17 protein-coding genes are annotated in these 21,173 nt (G+C 60.8%); 8 read left to right on the forward strand and 9 right to left on the reverse strand.

Annotated elements, in window-relative coordinates; translation table 11 throughout:
- Positions 1-138 precede the first annotated feature (138 nt).
- The gene (locus HB680_RS00515; RefSeq protein WP_213936664.1) at positions 139-2,979 is read left to right on the forward strand and encodes a winged helix-turn-helix domain-containing protein; all 2,841 of its coding nucleotides are present in this window, start codon (positions 139-141) and stop codon (positions 2,977-2,979) included.
- Here HB680_RS00515 and HB680_RS00520 read toward each other — a convergent pair.
- Both HB680_RS00520 and HB680_RS00525 read right to left on the reverse strand, forming a co-directional pair.
- On the reverse strand, positions 2,944-4,413 hold the full coding sequence (locus tag HB680_RS00520) for a winged helix-turn-helix domain-containing protein (RefSeq protein ID WP_213936665.1): 1,470 nt from the start codon (positions 4,411-4,413) through the stop codon (positions 2,944-2,946). The genes HB680_RS00515 and HB680_RS00520 overlap by 36 nt on opposite strands.
- 186 nt (positions 4,414-4,599) lie before the next feature.
- Complete coding sequence (locus tag HB680_RS00525; RefSeq protein ID WP_213937091.1) at positions 4,600-5,550, reverse strand: GlxA family transcriptional regulator; 951 nt, start codon at positions 5,548-5,550, stop codon at positions 4,600-4,602.
- A 337-nt stretch (positions 5,551-5,887) separates the two neighbouring features.
- Here HB680_RS00525 and HB680_RS00530 point away from each other — a divergent pair, with 337 nt between their 5' ends.
- Positions 5,888-6,610: a pirin family protein gene (locus tag HB680_RS00530; protein WP_213936666.1), complete on the forward strand. Its 723-nt coding sequence runs from the start codon at positions 5,888-5,890 to the stop codon at positions 6,608-6,610.
- 167 nt (positions 6,611-6,777) lie between these two features.
- Here HB680_RS00530 and HB680_RS00535 read toward each other — a convergent pair whose 3' ends face one another.
- On the reverse strand, positions 6,778-7,653 hold the full coding sequence (locus HB680_RS00535; RefSeq protein ID WP_213936667.1) for a LysR family transcriptional regulator: 876 nt from the start codon (positions 7,651-7,653) through the stop codon (positions 6,778-6,780).
- A gap of 113 nt (positions 7,654-7,766) precedes the next feature.
- On the opposite strand from HB680_RS00535, the gene HB680_RS00540 reads away from it, so the two are divergent.
- Entirely contained in the window at positions 7,767-9,014 is a 1,248-nt protein-coding gene (locus HB680_RS00540) for a YbfB/YjiJ family MFS transporter (protein ID WP_213936668.1), read from the forward strand.
- 101 nt (positions 9,015-9,115) lie between these two features.
- Positions 9,116-10,117, forward strand: a complete 1,002-nt coding sequence (locus HB680_RS00545; protein WP_213936669.1) for an NAD(P)H-quinone oxidoreductase — start codon at positions 9,116-9,118, stop codon at positions 10,115-10,117.
- Here the strand turns inward: HB680_RS00545 and deoC are convergent.
- Positions 10,111-10,794, reverse strand: coding sequence for a deoxyribose-phosphate aldolase (gene deoC / locus HB680_RS00550; protein WP_213936670.1), 684 nt, complete (start codon positions 10,792-10,794; stop codon positions 10,111-10,113). The genes HB680_RS00545 and deoC overlap by 7 nt on opposite strands.
- A 121-nt stretch (positions 10,795-10,915) precedes the next feature.
- Between deoC and deoR the strand changes: the two genes are divergently transcribed.
- Complete coding sequence (deoR, locus tag HB680_RS00555) at positions 10,916-11,686, forward strand: DNA-binding transcriptional repressor DeoR (RefSeq protein WP_213936671.1); 771 nt, start codon at positions 10,916-10,918, stop codon at positions 11,684-11,686.
- Here the strand turns inward: deoR and HB680_RS00560 are convergent.
- Genes HB680_RS00560 through rbsK form a run of 3 tightly spaced genes read right to left on the reverse strand, consistent with a single transcriptional unit; the run spans position 11,679 to position 15,035 of the window.
- A complete protein-coding gene (locus HB680_RS00560) occupies positions 11,679-12,737 on the reverse strand; it encodes an aldose 1-epimerase family protein (protein ID WP_213936672.1) in 1,059 nt (352 codons plus the stop codon). The two genes, deoR and HB680_RS00560, sit on opposite strands and share 8 nt — an antisense overlap.
- Positions 12,734-14,065, reverse strand: a complete 1,332-nt coding sequence (gene fucP, locus HB680_RS00565) for an L-fucose:H+ symporter permease (protein WP_213936673.1) — start codon at positions 14,063-14,065, stop codon at positions 12,734-12,736. Before fucP ends, HB680_RS00560 begins: the two co-directional genes overlap by 4 nt.
- 43 nt (positions 14,066-14,108) lie before the next feature.
- Positions 14,109-15,035 (reverse strand): ribokinase, encoded by a 927-nt coding sequence (rbsK, locus tag HB680_RS00570; RefSeq protein ID WP_213936674.1) that lies wholly within the window; start codon positions 15,033-15,035, stop codon positions 14,109-14,111.
- Positions 15,036-15,550: 515 nt separating this feature from the next.
- Between rbsK and HB680_RS00575 the strand changes: the two genes are divergently transcribed.
- A complete protein-coding gene (locus HB680_RS00575) occupies positions 15,551-16,501 on the forward strand; it encodes an alpha/beta hydrolase (RefSeq protein ID WP_213936675.1) in 951 nt (316 codons plus the stop codon).
- A 3-nt stretch (positions 16,502-16,504) separates the two neighbouring features.
- On the opposite strand, the gene HB680_RS00580 is transcribed toward HB680_RS00575, so the two are convergent.
- On the reverse strand, positions 16,505-18,316 hold the full coding sequence (locus HB680_RS00580) for an ABC transporter ATP-binding protein (RefSeq protein WP_213936676.1): 1,812 nt from the start codon (positions 18,314-18,316) through the stop codon (positions 16,505-16,507).
- A 126-nt stretch (positions 18,317-18,442) separates the two neighbouring features.
- On the opposite strand from HB680_RS00580, the gene HB680_RS00585 reads away from it, so the two are divergent.
- Both HB680_RS00585 and HB680_RS00590 read left to right on the forward strand, forming a co-directional pair.
- Positions 18,443-19,066, forward strand: a complete 624-nt coding sequence (locus tag HB680_RS00585; RefSeq protein WP_256735432.1) for a hypothetical protein — start codon at positions 18,443-18,445, stop codon at positions 19,064-19,066.
- A complete protein-coding gene (locus tag HB680_RS00590) occupies positions 19,059-19,964 on the forward strand; it encodes a hypothetical protein (protein WP_213936677.1) in 906 nt (301 codons plus the stop codon). The genes HB680_RS00585 and HB680_RS00590 overlap by 8 nt, the downstream gene beginning before the upstream one ends.
- Positions 19,965-20,061: 97 nt before the next feature.
- Here HB680_RS00590 and HB680_RS00595 read toward each other — a convergent pair whose 3' ends face one another.
- Positions 20,062-21,096, reverse strand: coding sequence for an AraC family transcriptional regulator (locus HB680_RS00595; protein ID WP_213937093.1), 1,035 nt, complete (start codon positions 21,094-21,096; stop codon positions 20,062-20,064).
- Between the last annotated feature and the right edge of the window lie 77 nt (positions 21,097-21,173).

Raw genomic sequence — 21,173 nt, forward strand, 5'->3', positions numbered from 1 at the left:
CGCCGCGACCGACACCGGGAACGCGGCAGTCGCGGTGAACACCTGACGGTCCGTCGAGCACGCGTTGCGCTGACCCACAATCCTGAGGAATATGCTCGGAAAACCGCGAACTAGACGGATGCAAGCAGGAGTGACCCGTTGACCCTTTCCCCCGAACAGGCCGTGCTTTTCGGCCCTTACCGGATCTATCCCGGACAACGTCTGATCCTGGAGGGCGACCAGCCTTTGCGCCTGGGCCGGCGCGCCATGGACATTCTGTTGATCCTGCTGGAGCACGCCGGGAACGTGGTCAGCAAGCAGCAATTGATCGCGCAGGTGTGGCCTAAAAACGTAGTCGAAGACATCAATTTGCGCGTGCACATGGCGGCGTTGCGCAAGGCCCTGGGCGACGGTCAGGCCGGCCAGCGCTACATCGTCACCGTGGCGCAGCGCGGTTACAGTTTTGTCGCGCCGTTCTCCCTGGAGACGGTCGGGCAACACCCGGACAACACGGCTCACGAACCCCGTCGGCATAACCTGCCGGTACGCCGCACCCGCATGATCGGGCGCCAGCATTTGGTCGACAGCGTAGTGACCCACCTGGCCCGCCAGCGCTTTATCACCCTGGTCGGCCCTGGCGGTATCGGCAAGACCACCGTGGCCCTGCGGGTGGCCGAGCAGTTGATCGGTCACTACCGCGACGGCATTCGCCTGTTGGACCTGGCGCCGCTCAATGACCCGACCATGATCACCGCACATCTGGCGACGCTGCTGGACCTGGCCCTGCACGACGATGAGCCGATGAACGGCCTCGCCGCCTTCCTGCGCGAACGGCAGATGCTGTTGGTGATCGACAACTGCGAACACCTGATCGACGCAATTGCGCTGCTGTGCGAAAGCATCCTGCGCGGTGCGCCGCAGGTGCACATTCTGGCCACCAGCCGCGAGAGCCTGCGGGCCGAAGGCGAGTTTGTGCAACGCCTGGAATCCCTGGACTGCCCTCCTCCTATTGCCGTGCTCGACCGCGCCCAGGCCCTGAGTTTTTCCGCGCTGCAACTGTTCGTCGAACGGGCGATGGCCAGCCACGACAGTTTCGAACTGAGCGATGCAGAACTGCCTTTGGCGATTGAGATCTGCCAGCGTCTGGACGGTATTCCGTTGGCCATCGAACTGGCGGCGGCGCAAGTCGTCGACCTCGGCATCAGTGGTTTGCACACGCAACTGCAAGGCAATTTCCGCCTGTTGACCCAAGGCAGCCAAACGACCCTGGGCCGTCATCAAACCCTGCGCGCAACACTGGACTGGAGCTTCGAACTGCTCAGCGCCTGCGAGCAAACCGGCCTGCGCCGACTGGGGATCTTCCGCGATGGTTTCACCCTGGAATCGGCAGCGGCGGTCATCGTCGGCGCACACATCGAACCCGGCGAGGTGTTTGCCTCGATCACGCAACTGGTGGCCAAGTCATTGCTGAACGTGGAAGTCGGCGATGAAGAGGTGTTTTATCGACTGCTGGACACCACCCGCAGCTACGCCCTGGAAAAACTGCACCTGGCGGCTGAACTGTCGGACACCCGGCAACGGCATGCCGAACGCTGCCTGGCCTTGATGCACCAGGCCCAGAACGATTGGGAACAAACCCCCACGCACCTGTGGATCGAGCGTTACGCCCGAAGCCTGGAAGACATTCGCGCCGCGCTCGAATGGGGTTTGAACGCCAACGGTCCGCAGGCGCTGGCCATTCGTTTGACCGCCACCTCGACACCGCTGTGGCAGGAGCTGTCACTGCTCAAGGAGCACGGGAGTTATGTGCGTCGGGCCCTGGCGTTGCTGGCGGCCAGCCCCGAGCCCTGCCCTCGCCTGAGCATGTCGCTCAAGCTTGCCCTGGGCAGTTCCTGCTACCACGCCCAGGGTGGCACCGCTGAAACCGTCGACGCCTTTGTCAGCGCCCGAATCCTCGCCGAACACTGCGACGATGTCGCCGGTCAGTTGCGGGCGGTGTCCGGGCACATGGCGGTCAATCTCTGCAGCGGCAACTATCAAATGGCGCTGGAGCAAACCCGGCAGTTCGACCAATTGGGGTTGCACGGCGACGCGGTGCTGGCGCTGAGCGCTCACCGTTTGCGCGTCCTGGCCCTGCACTTTTGCGGGGATCAACGTCAGGCGCGAGAGGATGCCGAGCAGGTTATCCAGCGCATGGCCCACAGCGGCCACCTCAACCGTTTCACCCGTGGCTTCGGCGTGCAGTACGACCAGAGCGTTGCAGCGTTGACCATTCTGGCGCGGATTCTCTGGCTGCAAGGCTACCCGGAACAGGCGTGGCGCACCGCGCGCCAGGCGCTGGACATCGCGATGCAGATCAACCACGGCACGTCCATCTGCTACACCCTGGCGTTGTCCGGTTGCCTGATCGCCCAGTACAACGGCGACCTCGCGACCGCCCGTGAACTGGTGCGACTGTTGCTGGAACAGGCGCAGAAACATTCAGTGCTGCTGTTCTACAACTGGGCCCGGCAGTACGCGCAGGTGATCGATGGGGTCGAGGGGCCTTCGCAACCGGGTGTCGGGTTGGTAAAAGAGATCATGGTGACGCTGGACGGTGGTTTTGTGGATGAGGGACTGTTGGCGCGCGCCGAGAGCGGTGCGGCGGGTTGGAGCGCGGCGGAGATTTTTCGGGTTCGGGGGGAGGCTTTGGTGGCGGAGGAGAATTCGCCGATAGAGCTGGGTTGTTTGGGCGGGCGTCTTCGCGAGCAGGCTCGCTCCCACAGGGGTGAGGCGGTGCTGCTCAGGGCGTTGGCCGTAGCGAAAAGTCAGGGGGCGTTGGCCTGGGAGTTGCGCAGTGCGACTTCGTTGGCGCGGCTTTGGCAGGGTCAGGGCCAGGCTCGGAAAGCTTATGAGTTGCTGGCGCCGATTTATGGGCGATTCACCGAAGGTTTCGCCACACCGGACCTGATGAAAGTCCGGCGTTTACTCGACGAACTCAGCGGGCAATTGCGCGCCTGAGATCCAGCGCGCCCGGCTGGTGTAGTGCGCATGACTGCGTTCGAGTGCACGCAGGTGGCCGCTGTTTTCGAGTTGTTCCAGGGCATAGGTGCGCATGGTGTTGAGGAAGCGATAACGGGGCGCGCCATTGACCTGCTCGACCGACAGCAGCGATTTGCTCACCAGTCGCTCAATCATGGCCAACAGGTGCATCGGCGGCAGCACCGCACAACTGATCACGCCTATCGCTGCATCCAGGGTGAAGGCCATTTTGAACACCGCCAGGTGCTGCAAGACCATTTGCTCCAGCGGACTCAAGCGTTCGTAACTCCAGTCCAGCGCGGCTTTGAGGGTTTGATGACGCGGCACGGCGGTGCGCCGGCCCTGGGTCAGCCACTGGAAGCAGTTGTCCAGTTGCGCTTGCAGGCCTACCAGCGCCAGCGCATCGATCTGCGCCGCTGCCAGTTCGATGGCCAGGGGCAGACCGTCGAGCCGCCGACACACGTCGCGCACGGCTTTGAGGTCCTGTTCGCGCAGGGTGAAACCTTGCTGGCGCGCGCGGGCGCGGCTGACAAACAGCTGCACCGCCGAATAGCCCATCGCTTCGGCCACGCTATAAAGCGCCGAGGCTGGCGGCACCGCGAGGGGCGGCAGGCGCAGCACGGTTTCGTCCCGTGCCTGGAGCGGTTCGCGACTGGTGGCCAGGATCGACAGCCGTGGCGCGCTAGCCAACCAGTCATGCACCAGCGTGCGACAGCGTTCAAGCAAGTGCTCGCAGTTGTCGAGCACCAGTAAGGCATGCCGTGAGGTCAGGTCCGTGCCGAATGGCAGGGTGTTGCTCAGGTGTTCGACCACTTGCGACGGATCGTCGAGGCTCGCCAGATCAATGAACCAGACGCCGTCGCGGTAGTGCTGCAACAGCAATTCCGCCACGCGCAACGCCACGGTGGTCTTGCCGATACCGGCCGGGCCGACCACAGTCATGAACCGCCGAACCGGCAACTGGCGCACCACGCTGCCGACAATCGAGTCGCGCCCGGTGACCGGTGTCAGCCGCGCAGGCAGGTTGTGTTGGGGCGGGTGTACGCTGTCAATGAACACCGGCGTCGCCTCCAGCGTGCGTTGCACCGGGGCGATGAAACTGTAGCCACGCTGGGGAAGGTTGACGATGTAGCGCTCGCCGTTCTGGCCATCGCCCAAGGCCCGGCGCAGAGCGGCAATGTGCACCCGCAAGTTGATCTCTTCGACCACCGACGTCGGCCAGACCCGGGCGATCAATTCGTCCTTGCTGACCACCTCGCCGGCGCGCTCGACCAACACCTGCAAAATGTCCAGCGCCCGCCCGCCCATGCGCAGCGACCGATCACCGTCAAGGATCAGCCGTTGGCTGGGATGAAACGCGTAGGGGCCGAACCGCAGCACCGCATCGCTGGTTAACGCTCTGAGGCTGTTCATGCACGTTCACGTGCTGAAGACCTGGCCGGGCTCAAGGTACTGAAACATCCGTTGCGCACGTCCATCCAGGCTCCCGCACCTCCATTGCAAAACATTCATGGCTATCTTGGCAGGCATCGATGACCGTACAACGACCGCGCGGGGGGCAATACGGACATCACGGTGCGCAATTCTGCCAAAGAGTCTCTAGCTGAACTGCTCGCGGTACTGCGCGGGGGTCAGGCCGAGTTTTTCACTGAACAAAAAGCGCATGTGCCGCACGCTGCCGAAGCCGCTTTTGTAGGCCACGGTCTTGAGCGGTGCGTCGCAGGTTTCCAGCAGATTTCGGGCGTGGTCGATGCGCGCACTTTGCAGGAACTCCATGGGCGTCATGTTCACTTCACGGGCAAACAGGCGTGCGAAGTGCCGCGAACTCATGTTCGCCAGGCTCGCCATGCGTTCGATGCTGAAGGCTTCGTCGAGGTGTTCGAGCACGTAGTTTTGCACGCGGGTGATGGGCGTTTCCTGCGGGGCGACCGTGGCCATCAACGGACTGAACTGCGCCTGCCCGCCCTGGCGTTTCATCACCACCAACAACACTTTGGCCACGTCCTGGGCGACTTTTTTGCCGTGGTCCTGGGCGACGATCGCCAAGGCCAGGTCGATGCCCGCCGTGACCCCGCCGGAGGTGATGAGGTTGCGATCCTCGACGTAGATTTGATCGGTTTCGACCATCGCTTTCGGAAAACCTTTGATCAGCCGTTCGGTGTAGTGCCAGTGAGTGGTCACGCGATAACCGTCGAGCAAACCGGCATGCCCGAGCACAAAGGCACCGGTGCAGATCGAGCCATAACGTCCGGCGCGGGTCACGGCACCGCGCAGCCAGGCCAGCAAGGGCTGCGGTTTGTCGTTGTAGGCGCCGGGGCCGCCGGGGATCAACAACAGGTCGTAGTGTGCGCTGGCCTGATCGATATGCAGGTCAGCCTGGACGCTGACGCCATTGGACGCGCGCAGCGGACCGTGCTCGGTGCCGAGCATCGACAACACATAGTGGTCGGCCGGTTCCAGGTAACGGTTGGCGATGGAAAACACCTCCATCGGCCCGGCCATGTCGAGCAGGAGAAAGTTGGGGAACAGCACCATTGCCACGGTTTTCATGGGTTGAGCATCGCTGAGGTCATAAGAAGAACTGCCCATCTGTTAAACACCGAATCCCCTGTGGGAGCGGGCTTGCTCGCGAAGGCGGCATCACATTCAACATCATGGCTGACTGATACACCGCCTTCGCGAGCAAGCCCGCTCCCACAGGGGGTTGTGTGGTTTGCATTATGGCCAAGTGTGGCGAGGGTGTCGGATAAGAATGCGTGATCCCTCGCACAAAACTGTCAACCTGAAAGAGACAGTATTTCAATTTTCATCTACTTATTGCATCTACGGGTAACCATTAACCTTCTCCTCACTCGGACGAATTCACGTCCTGACAGGAGATTTCATCATGCTGACCCTTCGCAAAGCCTCGGATCGCGGCGCGGCCAATCACGGTTGGTTGAAGTCGTTCCACACCTTTTCCTTCGCCAACTATCGCAACCCGAAAGAGCAGGGTTTTTCCGACCTGTTGGTGATCAACGATGACCGCGTGGCGGCCGGCAAAGGCTTTGGCCAGCACCCGCACCGGGACATGGAGATTTTCTCCTATGTGCTCGAAGGCGCCCTGGAACACAAGGACACCCTGGGCACCGGTTCGGTGATCCGCCCCGGCGATGTGCAACTGATGAGCGCCGGCAGCGGCGTGGCCCACAGCGAGTACAACCACTCGGCCACCCGTGGCGTGCACTTTCTGCAAATCTGGATCGTGCCTGAGGTCAGTGGTGCCAAACCGCGTTATCAGCAAGAGCATTTCAGCACCCAGAAAAAACGTGGGCGCTTGCAGTTGATCATCTCCCCGGACGGAGCCAGCGGTTCGCTGCAAGTCCGTCAGGACGCACGGGTGTATGCCGGGCTGTTTGATGGCAAGGAAAGCGCCACTTTGGAATTGGCAGCCAACCGTTATGCCTATGTGCACGTAGCTCGTGGCAGTGTTGAACTCAATGGCATGCAATTGCAGGAAGGCGATGGTGTGCGGGTTCGGGAAGAACAGGTGCTGACGTTAGGCAATGGCGTGGATGCCGAGGTGTTGGTGTTTGATTTGCGGCCGCAGGAATTGCCGGAAATGCCATAACCGCAACAGGCCCCGTAGCAGTTGTCGAGCCCCAGCGAGGCTGCGTTCGGCGGCGAAGCCGTCGTAAAATCAGGCACCGCGGTGTTTCAAGTAAACCGTGGTGGCCGGATTGACGACGGCTTCGCCGCCGAACGCAGCCTCGCTGGGGCTCGACAGCTGCTACGGGGCTACTCGGTTGTATTCGAAAACTCCTCGACGATTTCATCTATCACCGCCCTCACCCGCGCCGTGTGCCGCAGGTCTGCGTGGGTCACCAGCCACACGTCATACGGCACTGGCCGCGTGCGTTCCGGCCACAATCGGACCAACCCGTCCCGCTCCCCCATGTACACCGGAATCTCGCCGACCCCGATCCCCGCCGCAATGGATCGCCGCACCAGCAGACCCGACCCCAGGCTCGACACAATCCGCCCACGGGTCACCGGTTCCGACACCAGCGTCATCTCCTTGTTACTCGCGAGATACGGCTGATACACCACCAAATCATGCCCTTCAAACGCCGAACCCGGCGCCGGCACGCCGTGGGTGTCGATATAGCCTTGGGAGGCAAACAGCCCCACCGGCCAGCGCGCAATGCGCCGGGCGATCAGGTCCGGGTTGTCCGGTCGGGCGTTGCGCACGGCGATGTCAGCTTCGCGCTTGGCCAGGCTGATCATTTGCGTCGACGCGTCCAGTTGCACCCGCACATCCGGGTGTTTGTCGTGCAACCGGGCAATCGCCGGGATCAGGAAATCGATCGCCAGAGAATCGGTGGTGCTGACCCGCACGGTGCCGGTCAACCGATCATCCAGGCCCTGGATTTGCCGCTGCAGCTCCAGCGCCGACACTTCCATTTTCTCCACGGCCTGCAACGCCGCTTCGCCCACCGCTGTCAGCGCATAACCTTCGGAAGTCCGCAGGAACAGCGTCGCGCTCAGGGACTTTTCCAACGCCGTGACCCGCCGCCCGACGGTGGCCTGATCGACGCCCAGCACCCGCGCCGCGCCACGTAACGTCGATTCACGGCACACCGCCAGAAACACCCGTGCGTCATCCCAATTCATACGACTTCCCTCGCAATGCATATTCGCATCACTGTAGCGCGAAATCGCTGCATTACTGCATCAATAAACCCCGATACGCTGGACGCCAGAGATAACCTCACAGGACCGTTCTCATGCACAGCACATCGACCACCCCGCGCAGCGCAATCTGGCTGCCGATCTTCGCCGGCCTCTGCGCCAGCCTGGTCAGCATTGGCCTGGCGCGTTTTGCCTATACGCCGCTGATTCCTTCGTTGATCCAGGCGCAATGGTTTTCCGCCAATGACGTGGTGTACCTCGGCGCCGCCAACCTGGTGGGTTACCTGATCGGCGCACTGATCGGTCATCCGCTGGCTCGACGCGTGGGCAACAGCAGCGCCCTGCGCCTGATGATGCTGGCGGTGACGCTGTCATTTTTCGCCTGTGGCTTTCCGTTGTCGGTGAGTTGGTTCTTCGGCTGGCGCTTGCTGTCGGGGGTGGCCGGTGGCGCGATCATGGTGTTGGTGGCGGCGACCGTGTTGCCCCATGTGCCGGTGTCTCGTCGAGGCTTGGCCAGCGGTGCGATTTTCCTCGGCATCGGCCTGGGCATTGCCGGTTCGGGGACGATTGTGCCGCCGCTGCTCAGTCTGGGTTTGCAGAACACTTGGTTCGGCTTAGGCGTGCTGGCGCTGGTGTTGACCGCCGCGAGCTGGTTTGGCTGGCCGACCTCTACCCCACAGCACGCCGCACTGGTGATTAGCGACAGCGTGAAGTCGCCCACCCCGCCGGGCCTTTATCTGCTGTTTGCCCAGTACGCGTTCATGGCGGCCGGGTTGGTGCCGGCGATGGTGTTCCTGGTGGACTTTGTCGCCCGAGGCCTCCGCGCCGGGGCGCATGTCGGTGCGCTGATCTGGGTCATGTATGGCCTGGGCGCGATTGTCGGGCCGGTGAGCTATGGTTTTCTCGCCGACAAACTCGGCGCGCGGTTGAGCATTCGGATTGTGTTGGTGGTGCAGGCGATTGCCTTGGGTTTGCTGGCAATTTCCAGTTCCTTTATGGCCCTGGCGTTGCTCGCCGTGATCCTCGGCTCGTTCCCGCCGGGCATCGTGCCGCTGGCGCTGGCCCGGGTGCATGAACTGGTGCCCAATCACCATCAACAGCAGATTGCCTGGAGCCGTGCCACGGTGTCGTTTGCCACGTTTCAGGCGCTGACCGGGTTTGCCTATTCGGCGATTTTCAATGCCAGTGGCGGGCAGCATGCACTGTTGTTTGTGCTGGCCGCTGGGGCCATTGTTGTTGCATTGGTTCTGGAATTGGCGATGCGGTTAATCGCCAAAATCAAAAGATCGCAGGCTTCGCCAGCTCCTACATTGAATCGCATACACCCTGTAGGAGCTGTGTAGGAGCTGTGTAGGAGCTGTCGAGTGAAACGAGGCTGAGATCTTTTGATCTTTCAACACCACAACACGGTCCCACTTATCAATCACCTCCACAGGAACCCAAAATGACCCTGCCCCAAACCATGACCCTGATCGAAATCACCCAACCCGGCGGCCCCGACGTCCTGCAACCTCGCGACGTGCCCATGCCCACGGTGGCCGCCGGTGAAGTGCTGATCCGCGTGCACGCCGCCGGGGTCAATCGTCCGGACGTAATCCAGCGCGCCGGCAAGTACCCGATGAAACCCGGCATGAGCCCGATCCCCGGCCTGGAAGTGGCCGGCGAAGTGGTCGCCATCGGCAAAGGGGTGAGTGAGTTTGTGCTCGGCGACAAGGTCTGTGCCCTGACCAACGGCGGCGGTTACGCGCAATATTGCGTCGCCCCGGCAAGCCAGACGTTGCCGATTCCCGATGACATGGACTGGATTCAAGCCGCCGCCATTCCGGAAACCTTCTTCACGGTCTGGGCCAATCTGTTTGAAATGGGCGGCGCCAGCAAAGGCCAGCGCGCCTTGATCCACGGTGGAACCAGCGGCATCGGCACCACCGCGCTGATGCTCTGCCGCGAGTTCGGCGTCGAAGCGTTCGCCACCGCTGGCAGCGAGGAAAAGTGCGAGGCGATTCGTAAACTCGGGGCCAAGGCGATCAACTATCGCGAGAAGGATTTCGCCGAAGTCATTGCCGAGAAAACCGCCGGCAAAGGCGTCAACGTGATCCTCGACATCATGGGTGGCTCGTACTTCAACAACAACGTGGCCGCCCTGGCCATGGAAGGCCGACTGGTGATGCTCGGTTTCCTCGGCGGCGCCCATGCCAAGGACGTCGACTTACTGGCAATCATGGCCAAACGCGCGATCATCACCGGCTCACTGCTGCGCTCGCGCACCCAGGAAGAAAAAGCCGCCATCGCCCAAGGGTTGTACGAATACGTCTGGCCGGTGCTGTCGGCCGGGCGATGCATGCCGATGATCGACAAGGTCTACCCGTTCACCGACGCCGCCCAGGCCCATGCGCGGATGGAAGCCGGCGATCACATCGGCAAAATTGTCTTGAAAATGGATCAGTAACCCTCACCCGCCGACTGCGCACCCCCGATGATCGCGATGCCGGAGCTGCTGCCCAGACGGGTCGCGCCGGCCTCGATCATCGCCACGGCGGTCGGGTAATCGCGCACGCCGCCCGAGGCTTTCACGCCGATGGTTGGACCCACGGTGCGGCGCATCAGGGCGACGTCTTCGACCGTGGCGCCGCTGCGGCTGAAACCAGTGGAAGTCTTGACGAACGCGACGTTGAGCTCGCGGCAGATTTCGCAGGCCTTCACTTTTTCCGCATCGGTGAGCAGGCAGGTTTCGAGGATGACCTTCAGCGGTACATTGCCGCAGGCCTGTTTGACCTGGGCGATGTCGTCCTGGACCTCGGCGAACAAACCGTCCTTCAACCAGCCAATGTTCAACACCATGTCGATCTCCCCCGCGCCGGCGGCAATCGCCCGCTCGGCTTCGAAGGCCTTGGTGTCACTCAATCCGGCGCCCAGCGGGAAGCCGATGACCGCGCAAACTTTGACGTTATGCCCGGTCAGGCACTGCGCGGCGAGGGGCACCTGCGCGGAATTCACGCACACTGAATAGAAGCCATGTTCCGCGGCCTCGCGGCACAGGGTGGCGATTTGTTCGCGGCTGGCGTCCGGCGCGAGCAAGGTGTGATCGATGTACTGCGCCAGTGCCTGGGGTGGGAGATGGGCCATCGCAAAAACTCCTGTTTGTATATTCAAATGCCCCTGCGCCACAATCGAGGATCATTTGCGCAAAAACGTTACAAAACTCACAATTAATGTTACTTAAATAACATCAACAATCAACCCCGGAATGCCTGTGGACAGTAAAAAAGCCGAGCGTCTCAAGCTGATTCAACAAGCCCTGCAAGACCAGAGCGCCATTCACCTGCGCGAAATGGCCGCATTGCTGGACGTGTCGGAGATGACCCTGCGCCGCGACCTGAGCAAGTACACCGACCATCTGCGCCTGCTCGGCGGCTACATCACCAAGATTCACGACGGCAATGAACCCGGCGATTACCGTGTGGCCGAACAGGACACCCGGCATGTCGAGGAAAAACGTCGCATCGGCAAACTCGCCGCGCGGTTTATCCAGCCCGGCGACACGGTGTTTTTCGACTGCGGCACCACCACGCCATTCGTGGTGGATTTCATCCCCGACGAGCTTGAATTCACCGCCGTGTGCAACTCCCTCAACGTACTGCTCAAACTCTCGCAAAAACCCAACTGCCACATCGTGGTGTGCGGCGGCACGTTCCATCGCAAAAACCAGGTGTTCGAGAACCAGACCGAATTCGGCATCCTCGACAGCGTGCGCCTGACCTGGGCCTTTGTGTCCGCCGCCGGGGTCAGCCAGGACTTCGGCGTGACCTGCTTCAATTTCAATGAAGTGGAGGTCAAGCAGAAGGTCCTGCGCCAGGCGCAACAACGGTTGCTACTGGCCGACCACAGCAAGTTCGACACCGTGCGCACCGCGCATTTCGCGGCCCTTGAGGATTTCCAGTACGTGGTCAGCGACAAGAAAATCCCCAAGGTTTATCGCAACGCCATCGCGGCCAGCGGCGCACAGTTGATTATCTGATCATGGCTTGTTGCTCGGCCTTGTTCAGATAACCGGTGGTGACCTTGAACGCCGCCATCTCCCCCGCCGCCAGCGAGCGCACGTGGCCCTTGGCGGACTCGGCGCGATAGCCTTCCGGCTCGCAAGTGGCGGGCAAGATAAACGCCGCCACTTGTTGATCGGGGTTATGCAAAATCCAGCGCGCGGCATGCTCGAACTGGTCGGGGCGATAGCGCGTGTAGAACGCCGCGCCGTCCGGATGACTCAGCAGAAAATGCGCATCGCCGTTTGAGTCTGCACGTACGCCGTCGAAGAAAAACACGATCTCCGGGTCGTAGAGGTCCGGGCGATCCAGACAGCGGAACTGTTCCGGTTCCAATGCCAATTGCTCCATGTAACGGCTCCAGGCCGGCGTCGGTTTGACGTGGGCTGGCACGCTGCTGCGCAGGCGCACCCGCTCAAATCCCAGTGGCTCAATAAACCGCGCACCCTCGACGTAGGCGTAATTCATGTGGGCCATGTACATCAGGTCCATGGGTTTACCGGCCAGGTTGGTCACGCTCATGGCGATGTCGAACAACGCAGAATCGGCACGCAAGGTCACGCTCGGGCTAGCCAGATAACGATCGCCGAAACCCTGGGCGTATTCGTACTCGCCACCCAGGCGCAGGAACGGTCCGGCGCTGTCTTCACCGACTTCCAGCCAGGCGCGATCCATCGCCGCGCAAGGCATTTCGCCGTGCAGCGGATGATCGTCCTCGGGCGTCGGGCAGCCGTTGCGCAGCAAGCCGCTGTGGAACATGAAACAGCCGTAAGTGCCGATCACCGTCGGGCTGGGCCTTGGCTGGCTGAACAGGTTGCTCATGGTCAGGTCGCAACCGTCGAACACGGCGTCCCAGATCATCTGGCCTTGATACGGCAGCACCACCAGTTTTCCGCGGCTGTTGGCCAGTTCCAGCGCCAGTACGCCGCTGGGATAAACGCTGGCGCTGACCCTGAATTGCTCTGATTCGAGCAGCGTCTTCGGCGCTTCACCAAACAGCGCCGGATAGAGATTGATCCGCGTGCTCATGAAGTCACCGCCGTACCCACCGGTGCCCGTTCGCTGGCGCAATGGCGCAGGCAACGCACCGCATAAGCGACGATCACGATGAAGCACAACAACGGCACGCTGTAGGCCAGTTGCATGTTGCCGCCGCTGTAATCGGACAGCAGGCCCTGGAAGATCGGAATCACCCCGCCACCGACGATGCTCATGACCAGCAGCGAACCGCCGACGCCAGTGTCTTCACCGAGACCGTCGATGGTCAGGCCATAAATGGTCGGCCAGCATGGACCGAGGAACACGCTCACACCGACTGCCGCATACACTGCGGTGATGTTCGGCACGAGGATGGTGTAGGCCAGCAACACGATGCACAGCACGCCGTACACCGCCAGCACCTTGGCCGGGTGCAGTTTGCGCATCAGCACGTTGGCGATCATTTTGCCGATGAAATACATGGCGAAAGTCGTCAGCAAGAACCACGACGCGCTGCGCTCGTTCATCCCGCCCAACTGCATGGCCAGGCGAATGGTGAAACTCCACACGCCAACTTGCGCGCCGACGTACAAGAACTGCGCCAGCACGCCGAAGGTGAAACGCTTGTTGCCCCACAACCGCGACAGGCTCTGGCCGAGGCTGGCGGTTTTCTTGCTCGCGGTCTGCACGCCTTTGCACGCCGGAAACCGGGTGATGGCGACCAGGATGAACATCAGCACCAGCACCGCGATCATCCATTTGTACGGCAGCAAGGTGGACTGGATCATTTGCAGTTGCTGGATCGCCGCGTCCGAGGCGCTCATTTGCGTGAGCTGCTCGCGGGTGGCATCGGTGTCCTTGAACATCACGAAGCTGCCGACATACACCCCGGCCATCGCGCCGAACGGGTGAAAGGTCTGGGAGATATTCAGGCGACGGGTGCCGGTTTCACGCGGGCCCATCAGCGTCGAGTAGGTGTTGCACGCGGTTTCGAGGAACGACAGCCCCGCCGCGATCACGAACAGCGCCAGCAGGAACATGCCGTACTTGGCGGTCGATGCCGCCGGGAAGAACAGCAGGCAACCGAGCATGTACAGCATCAGGCCGATCAGGATAGTGGTCTTGTAGCTGAAACGCCGAACCACCAATGCCGCCGGGATCGCCACGAAAAAGTAGCCGAGGTAAAACGCCGATTGCACGAACGCAGTCTGGAAATCGCTGAGCAGGAAGGCTTTCTTGAAATGCGCGATGAGCACGTCGTTCATGCTCGCGGCCGCCGCCCACAGCGCAAAGATGCTGCACAGCAAGATGAAGGCGAACCAGGGCGTGCGGTTCAGGTAGAAACCATCGGGCGTCTGTTGGAGCGGAGGCTTTGTCATTGTTGTTCTCCGGGTGAGTTTCGAGGGGTGAATCAGTTCGGTGTCAGGCGTCGAATTGACGCTGGAATTCAGCGAATGCGGGGCCGTCCGGGTAGGAGGTTTGAGTGCCGAGGCCGGTGACCGAGCAGGCGGAATAGGCCACGGCCTGGGTCATGGCGGCACGGATATCGCGGTCGCGGCTCCAGTGCTGGATGAAGCAACCGATAAAGGCATCTCCGGCGCCGGTGGTGTCGCGGGCGGCAACACGCAGGCCGGGAATCTGGAACTCACCCTCCTCGCCGACGTACAGCGCGCCTTGCTGGCCGAGGGTCACGATCACGTGGCGGATGCCGCTGGCGACCAGGGCTTTCGCGGCTTTGAGCGCGGATTCGGGCGAATCGACAGTCTGGCCGCTGATCAGCGCCAGTTCGGATTCGTTCGGTACGAGGAAATCCAGTTGCGCCAGGTGTTCGCGGCTCAGGCCGGCCAAGGCTGGCGCCGGGTTGAGCAGCACCGGGATGTTGTGTTCGCGGCCGAAGGCGATGGCGTGGTAGACGGTCTCCACGTTGATTTCGAGTTGCAGCACGATCAGGGAACATTCACGCAGGGCTGGCGCGGCGGCATCGATGTCCGCCGGGGCCAGATGCGCGTTGGCACCTTTGACGATGAGGATGCTGTTGTGGGAGTCGGCCTGAACGAAGATCGGCGCCACGCCGCTGGATACGCCGGGCACACGCTGTACGTAGCGGGTGTCGATGCCGAAACGCTGGAAATTGGCCAGGGTGTTGTCGGCAAACATGTCATCGCCGACTTTGGTCAGCATCAATACATCCGCCCCGAGCTTGGCCGCGGCCACCGCCTGGTTGGCGCCCTTGCCGCCGCAACCGAGAGCAAACCCCGGCGCTTCCAGCGTCTCGCCCTGGGCCGGCATGCGGTCGATGTAGGTGATCAGATCCACCATATTGCTGCCGATGACTGCGATCTTGCTCATTGCTATCCCACCTTGTGACGGCTTGCCAGGCTGAGGCCGGCGTTGTTGTTTTGTTATTTAAATAACATTTTGTGTGATTATTCAATCTTTTTGTTGGATGAGTGGACAGGCAAAGACGAGCGGCTTTGCGCAAATGGGGGGGCAAACACTTATTGGGTGAACGACGCAGATCCATTGTGGGAGCGGGCTTGCTCGCGATAGCGGCTGGTCAGGCGACATTGATGCTGACTGTTCCGACGCCTTCGCGGGCAAGCCTCGCGCCTACAGGGGACAGCGGTGGGCATTGATTGGGTGAACGATGCAGATCCAGTGTGGGAGCGGGCTTGCTCGCGAATGGGGTGTGTCAGGCGAAATCAATGCTGGATGTGCTGGCCTCTTCGCGAGCAAGCCCGCTCCCACAGGGGGATCGGGGGTATGCATCACACCGTGCAACACACACGGCTGTCGAAATAATTCCCCTCCCCGCCGCGCATCTGTTAAAACCCGTGCTTTCCCCTGTTCGACTGGACCGCTGCATGTTTTCTACCCTCATGAGCCGCTTGGGCCGGCGCTGGTTGCCGTTGTTGTGCATGGCGCTGTTGATCGTCGGTCTGCCGGTGGGTTGTGGGGTGCTCAAGTACAAAGAGCGCGAATTGCTGTTTCGCATCGAGCCGGGCACGGCGGGCTGGTATCACGGCTTGCCGCAGGACGTTCAGGAGTTCGACATCAAGCCCGCCAGTTTCAAGGGCGGTCAAAACCTGCATGCCTGGTGGTGGCCGGCCGCGCGCCGCGATGCGCCGTCGATTCTTTACCTGCATGGCGTGCGCTGGAACCTTACCGGCCAGGCATTCCGCATCGAGCAATTGCGCGCCATGGGCTATTCGGTGCTGGCCATCGACTATCGCGGGTTTGGCCAGAGCAAGGGTGATCTGCCGTCGGAAGCCAGTGTCTATGAAGACGCCCGCGTCGCCTGGGATCGTTTCAAGCAGATGCAACCGGACGCCAATAAACGCCTGATCTACGGCCATTCCCTGGGCGGCGCGGTGGCCATCGATCTCGCGGCAGATCTGGCGACAGAGGCGAAAAAAGACCACGTTGCGGTGCCGGTGCGCGGGCTGGTGATCGAGTCCACCTTCACCACGCTGGGGGATGCTGTCGCGCAAGTGGCCGACAGCAACCTGCCGGTGAAATCCCTGCCGGTGCGCTGGCTGCTGTCGCAGAAATTCGATTCCATCGACAAGATCACCGAGATCGACATGCCGTTGCTGGTGGTCCACGGTCTGGCAGATGCGTTCATGCCGTCGCGCTTCAGCCAACAATTGTTCAATGCCGCCAACGAACCCAAGCGCCTGTTGCTGATTCCCGGTGGCACCCATAACAACAGCATGAGCCTGGGCGGCAGTCAGTATCGCCAAGCCATCGAAAACCTGATGAAAGCCAAGCCGGCCCAGGTTGCAGCGGTGAATCGCAGTTCGCCAGAGACCTAAGGCCTAGCGATAACCCCGGGCCTGCAAATCGAATAACTGCGCATAACGCCCGCCCGCAGACACCAGACTGTCGTGATCGCCGCGCTCCAGAATCGTCCCCTGATCCAGCACGATGATGTGGTCGGCGTTGCGCACACTGGAAAAGCGGTGGGAGATCAGCAAGGTCATGCGGCCCTGGGTGTGCTCGCTGAAATGCTCGAACACCGCCGCTTCCGCCGCCGGGTCGAGGGCTGATGTCGGCTCGTCGAGAATCAGGATGTCGGCATCGCGGCGCATGTAGGCGCGGGACAAGGCGATCTTCTGCCATTGCCCGCCGGACAATTCCTGGCCCCCGGCAAACCAGCGCCCCAGTTGCGTGGCATAACCGCGATCCAGCCCTTCGATAAACGGCGCGGCCATGCCTTCGGCGGCGGCAGCTTTCCAGCGCTGTTCATCGTCGAAAGCCAGGGTGTCGCCGACGCCGATGTTCTCGCCGACGGAGAATTGATAGCGAATGTAATCCTGGAAAATCACGCCGATGCGCCGTCGCAACGCGTCTTCCTCCCAAGTATTCAGATCGCTGCCGTCCAGCAGAATCCGGCCCTGATCGGGGCGATAGAGCCGGGTCAGCAATTTGATCAGCGTGGTTTTTCCGGAACCGTTCTCCCCCACCAACGCCACGCTACGACCGGGCACCAAGTGCAGGTCGATGCCTTCCAGCGCCGCACGAGTGGACCCCGGATAACGAAACCCGACATTCTCGAAACGCAGCCCATCACCGGGCAGTGCACCCACGGTCAGGCTGCCGTTATCGCTCACCACCGGTTCGGCGAGGTATTCGTAGAGCGCCGACAGGTACAGACCGTCTTCGTAAAGTCCGCTGATTGCACTGAGGCTGCTGCTGACGGCGGTTTGTCCCTGTTTGAACAACACCAGATACATGGTCATCTGCCCGAGGCTGATCTGACCGTGCACGGCGTCCACCACCACCCACGCATACGCCAGGTAAAACGCCGTGGTGCCCAGCAAACCGAGGACAAAACCCCAGCCATCCCGGCGCAGGGTCAGACGCCGGTCTTCGGCGTAGAGCCGGGCAAACGTCTCGCGATAGCGCTTCAACAGCAACGGCGCAAAGCCGAACAGCTTGACCTCCTTGATGTAGCCCTCGTGGGACAACAGCGTCTCAATGTAACTCTGCTGCCGACTCTCCGGCGCCCGGCGAGTGAACAGCCGAAACGCATCCCCGGAAAAATGCGCCTCGGCAAAAAACACCGGCAACGCACCGACCACCAACAACACCAACGCCCACGGGGAAAAATGCACCAGTAGCACGCCAAAACTGATCAGCACAATCAGGTTCTGGATCAACCCCAACGACTTCATCACCAACGCCAACGGCCGGGTCGACGCCTCGCGCCGCACCCGCACCAACTTGTCGTAGAACTCCGAGTTCTCGAACTGCACCAGCGACAACGTCTGGGCCTTCTCCAGAATCATCGTGTTGACCTTCTGCCCCAACTGCACCCGCAACAACGACTGCTGCACCGACAACGCCCGTTGCGTCCCGGACAGCAAAGCAAGCACACCCGCCTCGAACAACACATAACGCACCACCGGCCACAACGGCGCACTGCCCTGCTGCGTGTGTAACTGCATGGCAGTGACCACCGCGTCGACGATGCGTTGCCCGATCCACGCGGCCAGTGCCGGGAGAACACCGGCGATCAGGGTTGCCAGCACCAGGCCCAGGAACAACCCGCGTGAAGTGCCCCAGACCAGCAGCAAGGCGCGTCTTGCCTGGTCGAGTAGCGAGGCGAAGCGAGTGAGGGTTGGCATGGGGCGATGGGCTCGGCAAGCGGCGGGTAATGATCAAGACAATGCGCCATGGTACTTCAGCCTGGCCATGAGAAAAGGTACGAAAGAACTGTAACGTTTGTTCCCTTGACGCGTGCACGCGTCCGGATGAGGATCGACCGCCAATCAAACCGCGACGCAAGGAGGCCGGGATTGATACCCGAGTGGAATCCAGAGGGGCTTATCCCTCCAATCAATGAGCACAATCCAGCGGGGATGGACAGATCTCCCTACGAGGTTGATCTAGTAGCATTCGTGGAGCGCTTCGCGAGCAACCTGGACCGATGTGCTATTTTGGAAGGCTATCTTTCACACCGTTCTGAGCTTCATAGAATGGGTATGGCTGAGGGTTTTCAATGGCTGGACGGCAGCTTCACAGAGAACATCGAACTCTCTGATCAACGATCGCCCAGAGACATAGATGTCGTTACCTTCACTTTTGAGGGAGACGAGTTCTACGATGGCTTGCAGCCTGATCAACTAAGATTGTTGGGAGCGACTCGGGAGGATCAGTCCTTCATAAAAAATCAGTTCAAAGTTGATTTTTATGTTCAATCCCTCAGTGATGCGCCAGAGCGCCTGGTAGAAATGACATCGTACTGGTACAGCATGTGGTCCCATCGAAGAACCAAGCAGTGGAAAGGGTTCCTGCGGGTTGACCTTGCCCCTCGGCAGGATCAAGCAGCAATCGCCATGCTGAAGGCTCGCAAACAGGAGCTCACTCATGAATAGAAATGAATATCTGCATAAATCAGCAGAACTTCTTTTCCTCGAGAAGCAGCTGGAAAAACCTGGACTCAGCAAGCTTTCCGCGATGTCCATCCGTTCTCGAATAGCTGAAGCAAAATCGTTTCTCGAAGCGAATAGCCAAGACACTTATCAGCCGGCCAAGGTCATCCTTACTTATCGTGGTGCACCTGTTTGGGGAACGCACGGAGTTCTAGCCGAATTTGGCGCTGCCGCTACCCAGGCGTTCAGCGAGGCCATTGCCACAATTGCCGCTTCAATCTCCGGCACGCTTGCTGACAAAGGACCTATTCCAAACCGGTCGAGTAATCAATTGCTTATCACGGGGACCGCTTTGGGCTCTTTTGGGTTCGAACTGGAGGAAGTTCCCGCGCAAACGCAACTTGAGATTGAGGGCACAACCTCAGTGTCACTGGCAATCGATCTGATGGCGGAACTGCTGGAAGCAACGACTAAAAGTGACGAAGAACTATCCGAGCCTGTTTCACGGCTTGCCGGTAGAGCGATATCCAGCGTTTCTGACTTTTTGGGAAAGCTATCCAGCTACGACGCCTCTTGCTCGCTAACCACCCGCACCAGACAATTTCAGTTCACCGATAGCGAGCAGGTTCGACGCAGCAAGGCCCGACTGAACCTGGATAATATTCGGGAATCGGTCGAGACCTTCACAGGTGAATTTATTGGAGCACTACCAGACAAGCGTTCATTCGAATTTAAAACCACCGATGGATTGGTGATTTATGGAGGGATTGCGAGAGAGCTCCCTAATCCAAATGCCGTGAACCTACACCTCTATAAAACCTATGATGTCACATTGAGCGCCAAGCGAATCGGCTCCAGCAAACCTCGCTATATTCTGCAGCAGTTTCCTTGGACTGATTAATTCGGTAATCCGTATACAAGCAGCCCACCCGGTCATATGAAAGAGTGGGCTGTTTCTCGAAGTCGCAGATAAAACCTCATCCGCGCAAGTTTTAGAATTAGGCAAAATCAGGCCCATTCACCGCCCTTTCCTGAAACCGCGCCCGATACCGCCCCGGACTCTCCCCCGTCCACTTCTTGAATGCCCGGTGAAACGCGCTCGGTTCCTGAAAGCCCAACTGCTCGGCAATGTCGCCCACACTGGCCTTGCCATGGCGCAACTGCTCAAACGCCACCCCACGGCGCACTTCGTCCTTGATCTCCTGATACGAACAGCCTTCACGCTCCAGTTTGCGGCGGAAGGTGCTGGGGCTCAGGTGTTGTTCGAGGGCGAAAGCCTGCAAGGTGGGCCATTGGCTGTAATGGCTGTTGCGCAGGCGTTGATGAACCTGGGACGCGAGGCCGTGTTGGTTGCGGAAGCGGATCACCAGCCATTGGGGCGCCGTGCGTAAAAACACTTTTAACGATGCCAGGTCCTGCACGACCGGCAGGCGCAGGTAGTGGCTGGCGAATTCGATTTCGGTGCGTTCGGTGCCGAAGGTCAGGTTGGGGCCCCAGAGCAGGCGGTCGTCGCTGAGGGAGACGCGCCCATGGCGGAAATCCGCGCGGTCGATGGGGATGCGCCGCCCGCCGAGCCAACACAGCAGGCTGATCATCAACACCAGGAAGGTTTCTTCGCCCAGGCGGCTGACGTCGTTGTCGGTCGAGCGGGTTTGCAGGCTGATCACCGCGCGTTTGCCGCGCACGGTCAGCGTGCCGCGAAAGTCGCTGAGGAACAGGGCGAAATTGGCCAGGCATTGGCGCATGGCTTTGTGCAGGTCGGGTTCCTGAATCAGCGCTCGGCAAATCAGGGCAAAACTGCCCGGTGGCATGCCGTGGCGGTCGAGGCCGAAAAATTCGTCGTTGAGCTCGCGAATCTGCAGCAGCCATAAGGCGGCAAACGCGCTGGCCGGCACCCGGGCCGTGGGCTGGTCGAGCAACGCCGGGTCGATATTGGCCTGTTCCAGCACGGTCGTCAGGCGTTGGGGGTTGCCCTCCAGCCGATGGATCATCGCCCGCACAAAGTAGGCCGCCACTGAATCCTTTTCCCGCATGTGAACGTTTTTCTCCCCATCGCCCGACTGGCAAAAAACACCAGTGCCGTTGAACAGTTGCGGCATAGGACAACCGC

It is taken from the genome of Pseudomonas sp. dw_612, from assembly GCF_018449725.1.
Classification (GTDB): Bacteria; Pseudomonadota; Gammaproteobacteria; order Pseudomonadales; family Pseudomonadaceae; genus Aquipseudomonas.

What these genes read in the sequence shown, in the direction of transcription:
- HB680_RS00520 (WP_213936665.1), bottom strand. Translation starts at nt 4,413, where the DNA reads ATGAACAGCCTCAGAGCGTTAACCAGCGATGCGGTGCTGCGGTTCGGC.
- HB680_RS00525 (WP_213937091.1), bottom strand. Translation starts at nt 5,550, where the DNA reads ATGAAAACCGTGGCAATGGTGCTGTTCCCCAACTTTCTCCTGCTCGAC.
- HB680_RS00530 (WP_213936666.1), top strand. Translation starts at nt 5,888, where the DNA reads ATGCTGACCCTTCGCAAAGCCTCGGATCGCGGCGCGGCCAATCACGGT.
- HB680_RS00535 (WP_213936667.1), bottom strand. Translation starts at nt 7,653, where the DNA reads ATGAATTGGGATGACGCACGGGTGTTTCTGGCGGTGTGCCGTGAATCG.
- HB680_RS00540 (WP_213936668.1), top strand. Translation starts at nt 7,767, where the DNA reads ATGCACAGCACATCGACCACCCCGCGCAGCGCAATCTGGCTGCCGATC.
- HB680_RS00545 (WP_213936669.1), top strand. Translation starts at nt 9,116, where the DNA reads ATGACCCTGCCCCAAACCATGACCCTGATCGAAATCACCCAACCCGGC.
- deoC (WP_213936670.1), bottom strand. Translation starts at nt 10,794, where the DNA reads ATGGCCCATCTCCCACCCCAGGCACTGGCGCAGTACATCGATCACACC.
- deoR (WP_213936671.1), top strand. Translation starts at nt 10,916, where the DNA reads ATGCCTGTGGACAGTAAAAAAGCCGAGCGTCTCAAGCTGATTCAACAA.
- HB680_RS00560 (WP_213936672.1), bottom strand. Translation starts at nt 12,737, where the DNA reads ATGAGCACGCGGATCAATCTCTATCCGGCGCTGTTTGGTGAAGCGCCG.
- fucP (WP_213936673.1), bottom strand. Translation starts at nt 14,065, where the DNA reads ATGACAAAGCCTCCGCTCCAACAGACGCCCGATGGTTTCTACCTGAAC.
- rbsK (WP_213936674.1), bottom strand. Translation starts at nt 15,035, where the DNA reads ATGAGCAAGATCGCAGTCATCGGCAGCAATATGGTGGATCTGATCACC.
- HB680_RS00575 (WP_213936675.1), top strand. Translation starts at nt 15,551, where the DNA reads ATGTTTTCTACCCTCATGAGCCGCTTGGGCCGGCGCTGGTTGCCGTTG.
- HB680_RS00580 (WP_213936676.1), bottom strand. Translation starts at nt 18,316, where the DNA reads ATGCCAACCCTCACTCGCTTCGCCTCGCTACTCGACCAGGCAAGACGC.
- HB680_RS00585 (WP_256735432.1), top strand. Translation starts at nt 18,443, where the DNA reads ATGAGGATCGACCGCCAATCAAACCGCGACGCAAGGAGGCCGGGATTG.
- HB680_RS00590 (WP_213936677.1), top strand. Translation starts at nt 19,059, where the DNA reads ATGAATAGAAATGAATATCTGCATAAATCAGCAGAACTTCTTTTCCTC.
- HB680_RS00595 (WP_213937093.1), bottom strand. Translation starts at nt 21,096, where the DNA reads ATGCGGGAAAAGGATTCAGTGGCGGCCTACTTTGTGCGGGCGATGATC.